This is a genomic window from Aliidongia sp., assembly GCF_035943795.1.
Lineage (GTDB): Bacteria > Pseudomonadota > Alphaproteobacteria > ATCC43930 > CGMCC-115725 > Aliidongia.
This window is the reverse complement of the sequence record NZ_DASZBY010000145.1, coordinates 1-15,832: the sequence shown is the minus strand read 5'-3', so window position 1 is coordinate 15,832 and position 15,832 is coordinate 1. Positions and strand designations below refer to the sequence as shown.

13 protein-coding genes are annotated in these 15,832 nt (G+C 66.9%); 7 read left to right on the top strand and 6 right to left on the bottom strand.

The genetic code is table 11. The features are described from left to right. The 4 genes from VGV37_RS27900 to VGV37_RS27885 all read right to left on the bottom strand — a co-directional run bounded on the left by VGV37_RS27900 (window position 1) and on the right by VGV37_RS27885 (window position 3,813). Complete coding sequence (locus tag VGV37_RS27900; protein WP_414638123.1) at window positions 1–699, bottom strand: response regulator; 699 nt, start codon at window positions 697–699, stop codon at window positions 1–3. 121 nt (window positions 700–820) lie between these two features. Continuing rightward, a complete protein-coding gene (locus VGV37_RS27895) occupies window positions 821–1,708 on the bottom strand; it encodes an amidohydrolase family protein (protein WP_326883089.1) in 888 nt (295 codons plus the stop codon). Between the two features lie 33 nt (window positions 1,709–1,741). Next, window positions 1,742–2,779: an extracellular solute-binding protein gene (locus tag VGV37_RS27890; protein WP_326883088.1), complete on the bottom strand. Its 1,038-nt coding sequence runs from the start codon at window positions 2,777–2,779 to the stop codon at window positions 1,742–1,744. Further along, a complete protein-coding gene (locus VGV37_RS27885) occupies window positions 2,776–3,813 on the bottom strand; it encodes an NADP-dependent oxidoreductase (RefSeq protein ID WP_326883087.1) in 1,038 nt (345 codons plus the stop codon). The genes VGV37_RS27890 and VGV37_RS27885 overlap by 4 nt, the downstream gene beginning before the upstream one ends. Window positions 3,814–4,043: 230 nt before the next feature. Between VGV37_RS27885 and VGV37_RS27880 the strand changes: the two genes are divergently transcribed. The 7 genes from VGV37_RS27880 (at window position 4,044) to VGV37_RS27850 (ending at window position 12,128) form a co-directional block, all read left to right on the top strand. After that, the gene (locus VGV37_RS27880) at window positions 4,044–5,681 is read left to right on the top strand and encodes an NAD+ synthase (RefSeq protein WP_326883086.1); all 1,638 of its coding nucleotides are present in this window, start codon (window positions 4,044–4,046) and stop codon (window positions 5,679–5,681) included. Then, a complete protein-coding gene (gene gltX, locus VGV37_RS27875; RefSeq protein WP_326883085.1) occupies window positions 5,682–7,010 on the top strand; it encodes a glutamate--tRNA ligase in 1,329 nt (442 codons plus the stop codon). It begins immediately after the preceding gene. Between the two features lie 111 nt (window positions 7,011–7,121). Next, window positions 7,122–8,510 carry a cysteine--tRNA ligase gene (cysS, locus tag VGV37_RS27870; protein ID WP_326883084.1) on the top strand — a complete coding sequence of 463 codons (1,389 nt, stop codon included), beginning with the start codon at window positions 7,122–7,124 and terminating at the stop codon, window positions 8,508–8,510. Window positions 8,511–8,512: 2 nt separating this feature from the next. Then, complete coding sequence (locus tag VGV37_RS27865) at window positions 8,513–9,247, top strand: RNA methyltransferase (RefSeq protein ID WP_326883083.1); 735 nt, start codon at window positions 8,513–8,515, stop codon at window positions 9,245–9,247. A gap of 207 nt (window positions 9,248–9,454) precedes the next feature. Next, window positions 9,455–10,069: a 30S ribosomal protein S4 gene (rpsD, locus tag VGV37_RS27860; protein WP_326883082.1), complete on the top strand. Its 615-nt coding sequence runs from the start codon at window positions 9,455–9,457 to the stop codon at window positions 10,067–10,069. 125 nt (window positions 10,070–10,194) lie between these two features. Next, window positions 10,195–11,490 carry a hemolysin family protein gene (locus tag VGV37_RS27855; protein WP_326883081.1) on the top strand — a complete coding sequence of 432 codons (1,296 nt, stop codon included), beginning with the start codon at window positions 10,195–10,197 and terminating at the stop codon, window positions 11,488–11,490. A gap of 107 nt (window positions 11,491–11,597) precedes the next feature. Further along, the gene (locus VGV37_RS27850) at window positions 11,598–12,128 is read left to right on the top strand and encodes a hypothetical protein (RefSeq protein ID WP_326883080.1); all 531 of its coding nucleotides are present in this window, start codon (window positions 11,598–11,600) and stop codon (window positions 12,126–12,128) included. 13 nt (window positions 12,129–12,141) lie between these two features. On the opposite strand, the gene VGV37_RS27845 is transcribed toward VGV37_RS27850, so the two are convergent. After that, window positions 12,142–13,890: a DUF885 domain-containing protein gene (locus VGV37_RS27845; RefSeq protein WP_326883079.1), complete on the bottom strand. Its 1,749-nt coding sequence runs from the start codon at window positions 13,888–13,890 to the stop codon at window positions 12,142–12,144. An 83-nt stretch (window positions 13,891–13,973) separates the two neighbouring features. Beyond that, on the bottom strand, window positions 13,974–15,590 hold the full coding sequence (locus VGV37_RS27840; RefSeq protein ID WP_326883078.1) for an alkaline phosphatase family protein: 1,617 nt from the start codon (window positions 15,588–15,590) through the stop codon (window positions 13,974–13,976). Between the last annotated feature and the right edge of the window lie 242 nt (window positions 15,591–15,832).

Genomic DNA, 15,832 nt, shown 5'->3' with positions numbered 1-15,832 from the left:
TCAGAACCGGGTCACATTGGCGGAGAAGATGTAGCCGCCGCTGCGCACGGTCTTGATCAGCAGCGGTTCCTTCGGGTCGACCTCGATCTTGCGACGCAGCCGGCTGACCTGAACGTCGATCGACCGGTCGAACACTTCCGAGGCCCGTCCGCGCGCGATGTCGAGCAACTGGTCGCGCGTCAGCACGCGGCCGGCATGATCGGCGAAGGCGGCCAGCAGGTCGAACTCGCCGCCGGTCAGCTGCACGAGCGCACCCTCGGGATTGCGCAGCTCGCGCTTGGTGAGGTCGATCCGCCAGCCGTCGAACCCCAGCGTGCCGGACATGATCTCCTCCGGCGGACGCTGGCGGAGCGCGCTGCGCCGCAACACCGCCTTGACCCGGGCCAACAGCTCACGCGTGTTGAATGGCTTGCCCAGGTAATCGTCGGCGCCCAGCTCCAGCCCGATGATGCGGTCGGTATCCTCGCGCATCGCCGTCAGCATGATGATCGGCACGGACGAGTTGGCCCGGATCTTCCGGCACAGATCGAAGCCGTCGTCCCCGGGCAGCATCAGGTCGAGGATGATGAGATCGATGGCGCTGACTTCGAGCGCGCGGAACATCTGCTTGCCGTCCCGCGCGGTCGTGACGCGATAGTCGTAGCGGCTAAGGAATTTGGACAGGAGCGAACAGATCTGTTCGTCGTCGTCCACGATCATGATGTGCGGCGATCGGCTCATGGCCCGATTATAGGGATCGGCCGCCCCGCGCCGACCAAATTTTTGCGTCTCATGTTTGCGGACGGGGCGATGGCAACAGTTCGTTACCAAACGCTGGGCGTCAGTCGCCGAAGCCGTAGAGGCGGGCGGGGTTCTCGACCAGCACCAGGTGGCGCTGACGCTCGTCGGGCACCCACAGCTTCAGCAGGTCCAGCAATTCGCCGTCGTTCGCCATATAGCCGTCGATCGCGACATGGGGCCAGTCGCTGCCCCAGACCAGGCGGGTCGGGTCGGCATCGAGCAGGGCATGGGCGAACGGGATCGTGTCGTGATAGGGCGCGCCCGCCGTCGAGGTGCGATTGGCCCCGCTCAGCTTGACCCAGGTCCGCCCGTCGCGGACCATCTGCAGCAGCAGCCTGAATCCCGGATGACCGACCCCGGCCGAGGCCGGCATGTGGCCCATGTGGTCGACCACGATGTCGACCGGCAGGCGGGCGAGCTTGGGTGCCAGGATCGGCAGCGTGCGGCAATCGATCAACAGCTGGATGTGCCACCCGAACCGCTCGATGCGCTTGGCGAGCGCCTCCAGATGGTCGGTCGAGACCCCGCCGCGATACAGCATGTTGAGGCGGATGCCGCGGATGCCGTTGCCGGCCATCCGCTCCAGCGCCTCGTCGGAAACCGTATGGTCGATCACCGCGATGCCGCGCAGGCGGTTGCGATGCTTGGCCAGCGCGTCGAGGGTGCAGGCGTTGTCGGTGCCGAACACGCTCGGCTGCACCACCACGCCACGCTCCAGGCCCAGGGTGTCGAGCAAGGTGCGATAGGCCGACAAAGGGGCCTCTGGCGGGGTATAGCTTCGGTCCTCCTGCAGCTCGAACAGTTGGAACGGCCCGATTACATGGGCGTGGCAATCCGTGGCGCCAGGCGGCAGGGCATAACCGGGCGGCCGCGGCTTCGGGTCCGGTCCCTGGCAGAGCGGGGCGTCATCCTCGTCCGACTGGCTCATGTCGCTGCTCCCGGTTCGAAACGGCGTGTTCGGCTATTCCCAGCCTGCCCGCGCCATCGCCGCGTCGGCCTCCGGCGCGAACTTGCCGAGCTTGGCGACGGCCAGTCCGTCGATCTTGAAGGATCCGAGGCCGGCCAGCACCGCAGCCGGCTCGACATCGGCCACCACCGGATATTCGAGGTTGGCGGCAGCGAACAGTTTCTGCGTTTCCGGCCTGAGCAGGAATTCGAGCAGCTTGGTCGCCGCGCGCGGATGCTTGGCCCAGCGCGAAATGCCGGCGCCGGCGATATCGACCTCGGTACCGCGGTTCGCCTGGTTGGGAAAGACGATGCCGACATTGGCGACCACTTCCTGCTCCGTCACCTTGTCCGAGGCGGCGAAGCGGGCCCAATAGCGCGTATTGACGATCGAGACCGAGCCTTCGCCATCCGCCATCGCCTGCAGCTGGTTGGTGTCGCCGCCCTGCGGCGGACGTGCCAGGTTGGCAACGAGGCCGCGGACCCAGGTCTCGGTCGGCGCCGTGCCGAGACTCGCGATCATCGAGGCGACCAGGGCCTGACTATACAGGCTGGAGGCGGAGCGGACCAGGATCTGACCCTGGAATTTGGGATCGGCCAGATCTTCGTAGTCGGCGACGTCGGTCGCCTGGAACCGGTCCTTTTGATAGGCGATCACGCGCGCCCAATAGGCGAGCCCGATCCATTGATCGTTCTTGTCGCGCAGATTGGCCGGGACGGCCTGCAGTGCGGCGTCCGACGTGATCGGCTGCAGCAGCCCCGCGTCGGCGCAGCGCGACAGCGTGGCGGCGCCGACCGACAGGACGAGGTCGGCCGGGGTGTTGGCGCCTTCCTTGGTCAGCCGCTCGAACAACGGCTCGAAATCCTGGTCGACGAGGTCGACCGGAATGCCGGTTTCCTTGGTGAACATCGCGAAGATCTTGGCATCTTCGGCCTGGTGCCGGGTCGAATAGACCGTCAATGGACCGCTATGGGCGCCGGCCGCGAACGCGGAGCACGAGGAAAGGGCGATGACGATCGCCGCGCCTGCCGCAAGCAGCCTGGCCGCTCTCATCGGCTGGACGGGTTCGCGACATGGATCAGCTGCTTGCCGAGATTCTTGCCGGTCAGCAGGCCGATGAAGGCTTCCGGCGCCCGCTCCAGCCCCTCGGTGACGTCCTCGCGGTAGCGTATCAGCCCGCCCTTGAGCCAGGCGGTCATGTCGGCCAGGAACTCCGCGCGGCGCGGCTCGTAGTCGAAGACCAGGAAACCTTCCATCCGCACGCGCTTCGCCAGGATGGTGCGCATCCAGCGGGCGCCGGTGTCCTGGGTCTCCAACCGGTCGTAGATCGCGACGGCGCCGCAGATGATGACCCGGGCCTTGAGTGCCAGGCTCATCATGGCGGCATCGTGGATGATGCCGCCGACATTGTCGAAGAAGACGTCGACGCCCTGGGGTGCCAGGGCCGCCAGCTCGGCGACCAGCGCGTCCGTGTCCTTGCCGCGATAGTCGATCGCGGCGTCGAAGCCCAGTTCGCCGGTCACATAGGCGCATTTCTCCGCCTCGCCGGCGATGCCGATGACCCGGCAGCCCTTCAGCTTGGCGAGCTGGCCGACCACCTGGCCCACCGCGCCGGCGGCGGCGCTGACCAGCACCGTCTCGCCCGGCCTGGGCTTGCCGATGTCGAGCAGGGCGAAATAGCCGGTCATGCCGGGCATGCCGAGCACGCCCAGATAGTGCGACAGCGGCGCCCTGGCGCCGTCGACCTTGATCAGCCCCTTGGCCGGCAGCACGCCATATTCCTGCCAGCCGATGCGCGCCAGCACGGTATCTCCCGGGACCAGCGTCGGGTCGTTCGACTGGACGACCTCGGCCACGACCTCGCCGACCATGACTTCGCCGATCTGCACGGGCTGGGCATAGGACTTGGCCTCGCTCATCCGGCCGCGCATGTAGGGGTCGAGCGACAGGTAGAGCGTGCGTAAAAGTACCTCGCCCGCTGACGGCACCGGCATCGGCGCCGTGTCGAGGCGGAAATCCGCCGGCTGCACCGCTCGATTGACCGGGCGCGCGGCAAGCGTGATGCGATGATTGACCGTGGGCGACATGGGCGGACTCCAGGTACGGTTCGTTACCTTAGCTTCGCATCTACGCGCGGTCTCGTCCCACGCGCGGCAGGATGACATCCATGCGGCCATCGCTTGGCTCGCGTCCTGGAGCGACACCCGGCCATGCGCGGCCGCGACGGGCCCCCCCACGTTGACACCCGCGGGTCCGGTTCCTAGGTTTCGGCAAGGCGGTCCGGATCATTCCGTGCCGCGCGTTCGAGGGCGTCATCGTGCCGAGTACCGATCGTCTCAAGATCTCGCTGGCCCAGCTCAATCCGACGGTCGGCGACATCGCCGGCAATGCGGCGAAGCTGAAGGCCGCGCTGGCGACGGCGCGGGGGCAGGGGGCGGATCTGCTGGTCGCTTCGGAGCTTTTCCTCGCGGGATATCCGGCGGAAGACCTGATGCTGGGGCCGGCATTCCTCGATGCGATCGAGCGGGCCGTCGACGGATTGAAGCAGGAAACCGCGTCGGGCGGCACGGCCCTGTTGGTCGGCGCGCCCTGGCGCCAGGACGGCAAGCTCCATAACGCGGCCCTGCTGCTGGACCGTGGCGAGTTGCGGGCCGTGCGCTTCAAGCACGATTTGCCGAACGGCGGCGTGTTCGACGAAAATCGCGTGTTCACCGCCGGGCCGCCGCCGGGACCGATGGCGTTTCGAGGCGTGCGGCTGGGCGTCATGATCGGCGAGGATATGCGGACGCCGGATGTGACCGAGACGCTGGAGGAAACCGGTGCGCAGCTGCTGATCGCGCTGAACGGCTCGCCTTTCGAGGCCGACCGGCAGGACGAGCGCATCCTGCTCGCGGTCCAGCGCGTCCGGGAAAGCGGGCTGGCGCTGCTCGCCGTCAACCAGATCGGCGGCCAGGACGAGCTGGTGTTCGACGGCAGCTCCTTCGCGCTCGATCGGCAATGCAAGCTGCAGCTGCAGGCGCCGTCCTGGCGGGAGGCGATCGTGCCGACCGATTGGCGCTTCGACGACGACGAGCGCTGGGTGATCGAGCCGGGTCCGATGGCGCGGCCGGAAGAGGGGTTGGCCGCGACCTATCAGGCGATGGTGCTGGGCCTGCGCGACCATGTGGACAAGAACCGATTCCCGGGCGTGGTGCTGGACCTGTCCGGCGGCATCGATTCGGCCCTCGCGGCGGCGGTCGCGGTCGATGCGCTGGGCTCCGAGCGGGTCCATTGCGTGACGATGCCCGATCGCGACACGGCCGCTGATGGGCAGGAAGACGCGGCGCAGGCATCCAACCTGCTGGACGTCGAACTGCGGACCATCGGGATCGCGCCGGTGGTCGAAGCGTTCGGCGCCATGCTGGCCCCGGCCCTCGCCGGACGCGACTTTCCTGGGGGAAACCTACGGTCACGCGCCCGCGGCCTGACGCTGACGGCACTGTCGGACGCGTTCGGCTGGATGGTGCTGTCGATCGCGAACAAATCCAACATGTCGATCGGCCTTGCCCCGCTCTACGGCGACTATGCCGTGCTGAAGGACGTCTACGGGACGACCGTGGCAGCACTCGCGCGCTGGCGGAATGCCAACAAGCCGGCGGGCGCGCTCGGCCCCGACGGTCCGGTCATGCCCGGGCGCATCATCACGAAACCGCAAGCGGCAGCGCTGAACCTCAACGAAACACTGCCGCCCTACGATACGCTCGACGACATTCTGGAATGCCTGATCGAGCGCGAAATGGCCGTCGAGGCGATCGTGGCGCGCGGCCATGCGTCGGAAACCGTCATGCAAGTCTGGCGCATGCTGGACCGGGCGGAGTACAAGCGTCGGCAGGCGCCTCCGGGCGTCAAGACGACGCGCCGCGCCTTCGGGCGGGACCGGCGCTATCCCATCACCAATTCCTTTCAGGGCGGCTGAGTGACCCCCATTCTGCGTTTCGCACCGAGCCCGACCGGCCGGCTGCATCTCGGCAACGTCCGAACCGCCATCGTCAACTGGCTCTATGCCCGCAAGTCGGGCGGGCGGCTGATGCTGCGCATCGACGACACCGATCTCCAACGCTCGACCGCAGCCCATGCCGCCGCGATCGAGACCGACCTCACGTGGTTGGGGCTCGACTGGGATCTGTTCGCCCGGCAGTCCGACCGGTTCGCGGCCTATGACGCCGCGGCCGATCGCCTGCGCGCGAGCGGCCGGCTCTATCCCTGCTTTGAGACGCCGGAAGAGCTGGATCTGAAGCGCAAGTTGCAGCAGACACGCGGCCGGCCGCCGATCTACGACCGGGCGGCGCTCAAGCTGACGCCCCACGAGATCGAGGCCCGCCTCCGGCACGGCGAGAAGCCGACCTGGCGCTTCAAGCTGGAACGCGGCCGGATCGCCTGGGACGACATGGTGCGCGGCGCGGTCGAGTTCCATGCCGAGAACCTCAGCGACCCGGTGCTGATCAAGGCCGACGGCCAGCCGCTCTATACGCTGTCGTCCGTGGTCGACGACGTCGAGTTCGCCGTCACCCACATCATCCGCGGCGAGGACCATGTCGCCAACACGGCGGTCCAGATCCAGCTGTTCCAGGCCCTGGGCGGCACTGTCCCGACCTTCGGCCATTTCTCGCTGATCGCCGATGCCTCGGGCGGGAAGCTGTCGAAGCGCGCCGGCTCGATCAGCCTGGAGAACCTGCGCGACGACGGCATCGAGCCGATGTCGATCCTCAGCCTGCTGGCCAAGCTTGGCACCTCGGATCCGATCGAGATCCGCACCGATCGGGCTCGGTTGATCGAGGAATTCGAGATCGGCAAGTTCGGCCGCAGCCAGCCCAAGCTGGACATCGTCGAGCTGGAGCATCTGAACGGCAAGCTGATGCACCTGTTGTCGTTCGCCGATGTCGCGGACCGGTTGCCGGCCGGTGCCGATGCGGCGTTCTGGGACGCGGTGCGCGGCAATCTGCTGCGGGTCGGCGATGCTGCCCCCTGGTGGGACGTGGTCCAGGGCCCGGTGACGCCGGTCACGGGCGACGCCGACTTCCTGACGACGGCGGCGGGCCTGCTGCCGGCCGGCCCGCTCGACCAGACCAGCTGGTCCACCTGGACCGGCGCGGTCAAGGAGGCGACGGGTCGCAAGGGCCGCGACCTGTTCCTGCCGCTGCGGCTGGCCCTGACCGGCGTCGACCATGGCCCGGAACTGGCGCGTCTGTTGCCGCTGATCGGGCGGGAGCGGGCGCTTGGCAGGCTCGCAGGCCATGCGGCTTAAGGTGAGCGGCGTTTTCTGTAGGTGTGGCTGTCCGGACTAGCGCTGGACTGCGCGGCCGCCGGGCCGCATAAAACCCTTCGGATTTGCCGTTTTCGCTGGAAAGAAGCGCCCGTGTCGCTCGCCCTCTACAATACCGCCACCCGCCGCAAGGAAGACTTCCGGCCGATCGATCCGTCCAACGTCCGCATGTATGTCTGCGGGCCGACGGTTTATTCCTATGCCCATATCGGCAATGCGCGGCCGGTCATCGTGTTCGACCTGCTGTTCCGCGTGCTGAGCGAGCTCTATGGCGCCGACCATGTCACCTATGCCCGCAACATCACCGACGTGGACGACAAGATCATCGCGGCGGCGGCGGCGAGCGGCGAGACGATCCGCCAGGTGACGGAACGCACGACAGAGCAATACAACATCGACATGGCGGCCGTGGGGGCGCTGGCGCCGACCCTGACGCCGCGGGCGACCGAGCATATCGACGACATGGTCCGGATGATCGGCCGGCTGATCGACAAGGGCCATGCCTATGCCGCCGAGGGGCATGTGTTGTTCTCCGTCGCCTCGATGCCGGCCTATGGCGCGCTGTCGGGCCGCAATCTCGACGACATGATCGCCGGCGCCCGGGTCGAAGTGGCGCCCTACAAGCAGGCGCCGGCCGACTTCGTGTTGTGGAAGCCGGCCAAGGATGGCGAGCCGGGCTGGGACAGCCCGTGGGGCCTCGGCCGCCCGGGCTGGCACATCGAATGCTCGGCCATGATCGAGGCGTTGCTGGGCCGGACGATCGACATCCATGGCGGCGGCGTCGACCTGATCTTCCCGCACCATGAGAACGAGCAGGCGCAGAGCCTGTGCGCCCATGACGGCCATCCGTTCGTCAATGTCTGGATGCACAATGCCTTTCTCGACCTGGGCGGCGAGAAGATGTCGAAATCGCTGGGCAACATCGAGACCGTCCATGCCCTGCTGCAGCGCTTCCCGGGCGAGGCGCTGCGCTATGCCATGCTGTCGGCGCAGTACCGCGAGCCGCTCGACTGGAACGACGGCCGGGTGCGCGAGGCCAAGGGCGCGCTCGACCGCTTCTACGGGGCGCTGCGTGCCGTGGCCGACATCGAGCCGGATTATCCGGACGACGTGCCGGTGCTGGCGCCGCTGATGGACGATCTCAACACGCCCCAGGCCCAGGCCGTGCTGCACGAGCTGGCGACCGAGCTCAACAAGGCCAGGACTTTGCCCGCCAAGGCCGCTGCCAAGGGTGCCCTGCTGGCGAGCGGCGAAGTGCTGGGCCTGCTGGGCGACGATCCGGAAGCCTGGTTCCGCTGGCGTCCGGCGGGGGCCGGCGGGCTCGACGATGCCGAGGTCGAACGCCTGATCGCCGCGCGCATCGACGCCCGCGCCGCGCGCGATTTCGCCGAGGCCGACCGGCTGCGCAAGGAATTGACCGATGCCGGCATTTCGCTCGAAGACGGGGCGAACGGGACGATCTGGCGGCGCGCGGAGGTCTGACCATGGCTGAAGGCCTGGCCGTCATCCTGTGCGAGCCGCAACTCGGTGAGAATATCGGCGCCGTGGCGCGGGCCATGCTGAATTGCGGCCTGACCGACCTGCGCCTGGTCAATCCCCGCGATGGCTGGCCGTCGGAGCCGGCACGCGCGGCATCGGCCGGCGCCGACGTCGTGATCGACGGCGCCCGCGTGTTCGACACGGTCGAGACGGCGATCGCCGACCTGAACCACGTTTACGCCACGACGGCGCGCACGCGCGACATGGTGAAGCCGATCCTGTCGCCCGACCGGGCGGCCGACCGCATGGTGGCGGAGATGCGGCAGGGTGGCCAATGCGGGGTGCTGTTCGGGCGCGAGCGGTCGGGCCTGACCAACGACCAGGTGGCACTCGCCGATGCCGCGGTGACTTTTCCGCTCAATCCCGGCTTCACCTCGCTCAACCTGGCCCAGGCCGTTTTGCTGGTCGGCTGGGAATGGCGCAAGCGCACGGCCGAACCGATGGCCGATGAGGTGACGCCGCTGATCTCGACGCCGGCGACCCATGGCGACATGGTGCACCTGTTCCACCATCTGGAGGCTGAGCTGGAGATCGGCGGCTTCTTCCATCCGCCGGAGCGGCGCGCGCACACCATCCGCAACGTGCGCAACCTGCTGACCCGCGCCGAACTGACCGAGCAGGACGTAAAGACGCTGCATGGCGTGATCGCGTCCCTGGTGGCGATCCGTAAGCGGGATTGACGGCGCCTCGATGCGTATCGGCCATGCATCGGGCCGGGTTCGGTTGACAGCAGCGCCTGAGACCGTATATTCCGCGCCTTCCCTTCCCGGGAATGTGGGGTCTTCCGATCGAGAGGACACCCCGCCCGCATGGCCTGAGGGCAGGTCCGATGCGGGACTACCGGGACAAAAGGCGATCCCATAAGGGGTCCCGAAAACGAGAGTGCCATGAGCAAGCGTCAAGAATCCAAATACAAGATCAATCGCCGCCTCGGTGTCAACCTGTGGGGCCGGGCCAAGAGCCCGCTCAACCGCCGCGAATATGGTCCGGGCCAGCATGGTCAGCGCCGCAAGAAGCCGACCGACTACGGCACGCAGCTGATGGCCAAGCAGAAGCTCAAGGGCTATTACGGCAACATCGGCGAGCGCCAGTTCCGCCGCCTGTACGACGAGGCCGTTCGTCGTCGCGGCGACACGGGCGAGAACCTGATCGAGCTGCTGGAGCGCCGTCTGGACGCGGTCGTGTATCGCATGAAGTTCGTCCCGACCGTGTTCGCCGCCCGCCAGTTCGTCAACCACGGCCACGTGACCGTGAACGGCAAGCGCGTCAACATCGCGTCGTACCAGGTCAAGGACGGCGACACCATCGAGGTGCGCAACAAGTCCAAGCAGATGGCGCTGGTTATCGAGGCCGTCGCCTCGGGCGAGCGTGATTTCGCGACCTACCACGAAGTCGACGGCGCCGCGCTCAAGGGCAAGTATGTGCGCGCGCCGAAGCTCGCGGACGTGCCGTACCCGGTGCAGATGGAACCGAACCTGGTGGTCGAGTTCTACTCGCGCTGATCGGCTCCGGTTCCGCGCGACCGATTTTGGAAAGCCGCCCTCCGGGGCGGCTTTTCTTTTATGGGCGAACGGCTTGAGCCCGGTCGAATGGAACGGGACCCCGTGCTATGATCGTTTGACCGGACATGCTGATCGAAATCATCCTCCTTCTGTTCCTCATCCTGCTGAATGGCGTCTTCGCCATGGCGGAGCTGGCGCTCGTGGGCGCGCGGAAGACCAGGCTGCAGGCCTCTGCCAACAACGGCCATCGCGGAGCCGTCGCCGCATTGGCGCTTTTGAACAAGTCCGGGCGGTTTCTCTCGACCGTCTCGATCGGCATCACGCTGATCGGCGTCAGCGTGTCGACCATCGGCGGCGACAGTTTCGCGATCCCGCTGGCGGCCGCGATCGAGACGATTCCGGCGCTGGCCGATTATTCCCACGCGATCGCCGTCGGCCTGATCGTGATCACGATCTCCTTCATGACCATCGTCGTGGGCGAACTGGTGCCGAAGCGCATCGCGATCGCCCATCCCGAAGCGATCTCCATCTTCCTCGCCCGGTTCATGACTGTGGTCACTATCGTCGTTTCGCCAGCGGAATGGTTTTTGAGCGGGGCGACCGATCTCGTCCTGAAGCTGTTGCCGCTGTCCGGCGGCAAGTCGGCGCCGGTGACCGACGAAGAGATCAATCTGATGATGCGCGAGGGCGCCGCCGCCGGCGAATTCCACGAGGCCGAATCCGCCATCGTGCAGATGGCGCTCAGGCTGGGCGACCGCCATGTCGACGCGATCATGACGCCGCGCACCCAGGTCGAGCTGCTGGATATCGAGGATGGGCTCGAAGACAATCTCGCGAAGATCAAGGCGTCCGACCTGTCGCGCTTCCCGGTCGTCGAGGGCGGGCCCGAGAATGTCGTCGGCATCCTCCAGGTCAAGGACCTGCTGGCCGCCTCGCTTTCCGGCCAGCCGATCGACCTGCGTGCGTTGATCCGCCCGCCGCTCTATGTGCCGAACACGGTGCCGGCGCTCAAGCTGCTGGAAACGCTGCGAAAGTCCGGCGAGCCCCTGGCGTTGATCGTGGACGAATATGGTGATTTCGACGGGCTGGTCACGCTTCACGACATTTTGCAGGCGCTGGTCGGCGACATCGCGGAACTGGGCGAACCGGGCGAGCAGGGCATCATTCGGCACGAGGACGGTTCCTGGCTGATCGATGGCCTGACCCCGGTCGACGACGTCAAGGATGCGTTGGGCCTGAAGAACCTGCCCGAGGAAGACACCGGCGACTTCCATACGCTGGGCGGCTTCCTCATGGCGCGGATGAAGCGCGTGCCGAAGGTGGCCGACCATATCTCGGTCGAGGGCTGGCGCTTCGAAGTGAAGGAAATGGACGGCCACCGGGTCGACAAGGTGCTGGTGGTACCGCCGGCGGCAGCCTAGCGGCTGAAACCCCCGTTGCGGCTATCGTCTCCGCCGGCTCTGAACTATCCTGCGTGTCGGACCGAGCGCCGGGCTGCTTGGGGCTGAACCGACCTTGAGGGCAAAAGATGAAAATCGGAGCCGCGCCGTCGTATATTCCAGCGCTGCTGCGCCCAGCGCTCGATCCGTCGACCGGCACCCCGGTCGCGATGGTCTCGGGCGACAGTTCTATGGCGCTGGCGGTCCCGATCACCGGAAGCGCGCTCGGGGATCCCGAGGCGCTCAGGACCCATCTCGCCTCCTACGGAAATTTCCTCAAGGTGGATCGCCACGGCGCGTCGCTGGTTACGGCACTCGCGGGCGGCGCCGGCGACATGGTCAAGGAATTCAATCCGGCCTTTGGGACGGCCACATCGGAAGCGATCGACGTGGTCGCGATCTTCAGTTCGGGGGTTGGTGTTATCCAGGCCCTCCAGGACAAGGACAAATCCAAGGGGCTGTGGTCTGCAGCGCAAGTCGGAATCAACGCCTTGGACCTTGCGGCTCTCCACGCCGGCAGTTCGACGTTGCACCTGGTTGCTTTCGTGCTGAGAACAGGCGCCGCATGCGTCTCTGCCGTCAGCGACCATGCCGACGAGACCGCCAAGCGCCGGGTGTAGCCGCCGGGAGTCGCTACGGATCTGCCGGCGGCTGGACCGCCCGCGCCGCCACCCAGTCCTCGACCAGTTCCCGCAGAATCGGCAAGGGGACCGAGCCGCCGCCGAGGAGCGTGTCGTGGAAGGCACGGAGATCGAAGCGGTCACCGAGCGCCGTCTCGGCCGCCGCGCGCAGGCGTAGGATCTCGATCAGCCCGATCGCATAAGACGTCGCCTGGCCCGGAAACACGAAATAGCGGTCGACCTCGATCGCGATGTTGAGCGGCGATTCTGCCGTGTTCTCGGTCATGAAGCGGATCGCCCGGTCGCGGCTCCAGCCGTCGTGATGGATGCCGGGGTCGACCACCAGCCGGCTGGCGCGCCACGCCTCCATCGACAGCCGCCCGAAGTCGGCATGAGGATCCTGGTAGAAGCCCAGCTCCTTGGGGAATTTTTCGGCATAGAGCGCCCAGCCTTCCGCGTGGGCGTTGCAGATGTCGAACCGGCGGAACAGCGGCAGGCCGTCCAATTCCATGGCGACGGCGATCTGCAGATGATGGCCGGGCACGCCCTCATGATGCATCAGCGCCTCGATCTGGTAGATCGGGTTCTGCGACACATCGAGCAGGTTGATTTCCAGATAGCCTGGCCGGCTGCCGCCGTCGCCCGGCGGATTATAGAAGGCCGCGGTAGCCGAGCCCTCGTTGAAGCCGGCCATCGCCGTCACTTCGAGCGCCGCTTTCGGCAGTCGGCCGACGATATCGGGCAGGCGGGCCTGCATGGCGTCGACCGTCGCCTGGGCGCGGGCGAGGTATTCTGCCTTGCCCGCGGCGTCGTTGCGCAAATGCAGTTCCGGCGCTGCGCGCATCCAGGCGAAGAAATCCTGCAGGGTGCCCTGGAACTCGAGCCGCTGCATGATTGCGCGCATCTCATCGTGAATGCGCGCAAGTTCCCCGTGGCCGAACGCGCCGACCTCAGCCGGGGACAGGTCGAGCGTCGTCTCGCGGCGAAGCAGGGTGGCATAGGCGGCCCGGCCGCCCTCGAATGCGGACAAGCCATGCTCGCTCGGTCCGTCCGCCGCCAGTCGCGCCATGGTCGCGATGAAGCGGCGATAGGCCGGACCGATGCAGCGGAGCAGGGCGTCGGTCGCGGCCGCGGCAAGGCGCGACCGCTCGGTCTCCGGCAGATCCAGCCCGTCGAGCTTCGCGGTGAAGTCTGCCAGGAGCGGGCTCGTGCCGTGTGTATCGAACGGCGCGCCGGTGACGAGCGTGCGGGCCGCCGCGATCATCTTGGGATAGGTCAGGCCCGGTGGCGCGACGCCGCGGGCGCGTCGCGCCTCGACCGCCGCCAGCAACTGGTCGATCGCCGGCCCGAGGCCCTGCAGCCGGGTGACATAGGCGTCGGCATCGGCGGCGGTGGCGACCTGATGGGCGGTGATCAGCACCATCGGCAACAGGCTATGGCCGCCCAGCATGTGGGTCACCGGGTAGAGCAGCCAGCGGTGCGGTTCGAGTGCCAGGCGCATGCGGCAGCGCTCGGCGAACAGGCGGTGGCTGAGCCGTCCCGTCGGGCTCAGCGGCTCGATGGGGAATTCGGCTTCGAGCCGTGCAAGCGCGCGCTCCGCCAGACGGAACTCGGCCTCGCGCCCGGTATCCGACTGGTCGGCCCAGCGATCCTTGCCTTCGGCCCGCCCCAGCATGGTCGCGGTTTCCGGCGACAGCGCCAGTTCCTCCAGGAAGATTTCGTCGAGGAAGCGATTCAGGCGGTCGTCGGCGTCGATCTGCATCGTCGGTCTTTCCCAAGCTTTGTCGCCCCATTCAAGCATGAATGGGGCGCAGGGGAAGCGACCGTGTCGGATTTGAGAGTGGTCTAGTGCTGCAGCGCTGGCAGGACTGCCGTTCCCTCTTCGCGGACCGCATCGAGCGCGCCCGGATCGAGGCCGAGGGCGGCGAGCACCGTCGGCGCGATCTGGGCCGTGGCGACCGGCGTGCTGATGGTTGCCGCCGCGAGCGACGGGTGCGCCACCAGGAGCATGACGTTGGTGTCGTCATGGGCGAAGCCGCCATGCTCTGCGAGCTTCTTCTTGCCGCCGGTGTAAACCACGCCGACGTTGGGGGCGACCACGATATTCGGCGTTCGGGGATCGACGGCCGGATCGTTGAACATCAGGTTGAGCGTCGGCCCGGCATAGATCTGGCCACCGCCGGCACCGATCTGGTTCGCATGGGATTCGAGCAGCGCCACGTTGCCCACGGTCTGAATCAGGTTGTTCTCGCTGAGCCAGATCAAGGAAATGTCGTCTTCCAGCGCCTGGACGACCGGGTAGCCCCGGCCGACGCCGTTCGGGCTGAGGATCGACGAGGGGGCTGTAAGGCCGGCATTGTCCGCCGGGATCCGCAGGACGCGTTTCGGGTCCGTCGGCGATTGGCCGTGCTTCGCGCTGATGATGATGAGCGTGCGGTCGAGCAGGCCGCGCGCCCGGAGCGCGTTGACTATCAGGCCGATCGAATGATCGACGAACTTGATCTCGTCGAGCAGCGCCGGAGTCGGTACGCCATAGGGATCGGTGTAACCACCGGTCAGACCCGCGCTGCTTTCGATCAGCTTCTCGCCGACGCTGACCGCCTGGAAATTCATGCCGAACACGGTTGGCACCGGGGCGGAGGCGACGCCGTCGTGCCGGCGGCCGTTGATCTCGCTCAAGATCGCCTGAACCTTCAGGCTGTCGTAGCAGCGGATGTTGGCAAAACTGTCGGTCCAGGCATTGCTGTTGGCGACGGCCGTCTGGTCGGGCAGGGGGTTACAGGCGGTCAGCGTGACCTGCGGCAGAGAGACCGGGATCGAGTTGATCTCGGGCGCATAGAAATCATCGACACCCTGGCCGCTGCGCCCCTTCACCAGCTCATAGGACTGATGCTTGTCGGACCAGGCGGTGTAACCGCCGGCGGCCCTCACCACTTCAAACAGCGTATTCACGCGGATGAAGCTGTGCGGATAGACCGGGGCGCAATGATTCTTGGGGTCGCGCGGCAGATAGCCAGGATCGATGCCGCCGCCGGCGTCGATCCTGGTCAGGTCGACGTCGATCTCCTCGTCGAAGCCGATCTGGGTCCCGACCACGCGCGGGCAGAGATCGGCGCCACCGACGATGCCATAGGGCGTCGTCTTGGCCGGCGGCGACAACGAGCGGTCGTAGCTCACGTCGTAGAACGCACCGGTCGACCGTGGTGACCCGCCAGTGACGATGGCGGTCAGGCCGGGGAATGAGTCTGACGGCTTCGACGTCGTTGCTTGCTGGTAGGTGACACCGCGCTGAGCGAGTGCTGCCAGTTGCGGACAATAGGGCGTACCGCCGTCGATCGGCGAGACACCCTTGGCGCAATTGGCGAAATCGACCGCGTGCATGCCGTCGATGCTCAAGACCAGCACGCGATCGACAGTTCCGTTGCCCAGAAGGGCTTCGGCATGGGCAACGTGCGTCGACATCGTAGCAAGCATGGCGGCAACAGCCGCGACGCCGCGAAATCCTCGACGTAGCATTGCAGGCTCCCTAGACGGTTATGGTTAACAAGCCGTTTGGAGGGTAGCCTGTGCGTCTTACCGACGCGTGACGGTGTCATGATAAGTGGACCCGTCGCCAGGGGCCGGACGCCTCTGGCGCTCGAACTGGGGGGCCAGGGGTCCGGCGCGGCTCCGGGCGACCCGGCAGGTCATGGTTGCCGGGGGCG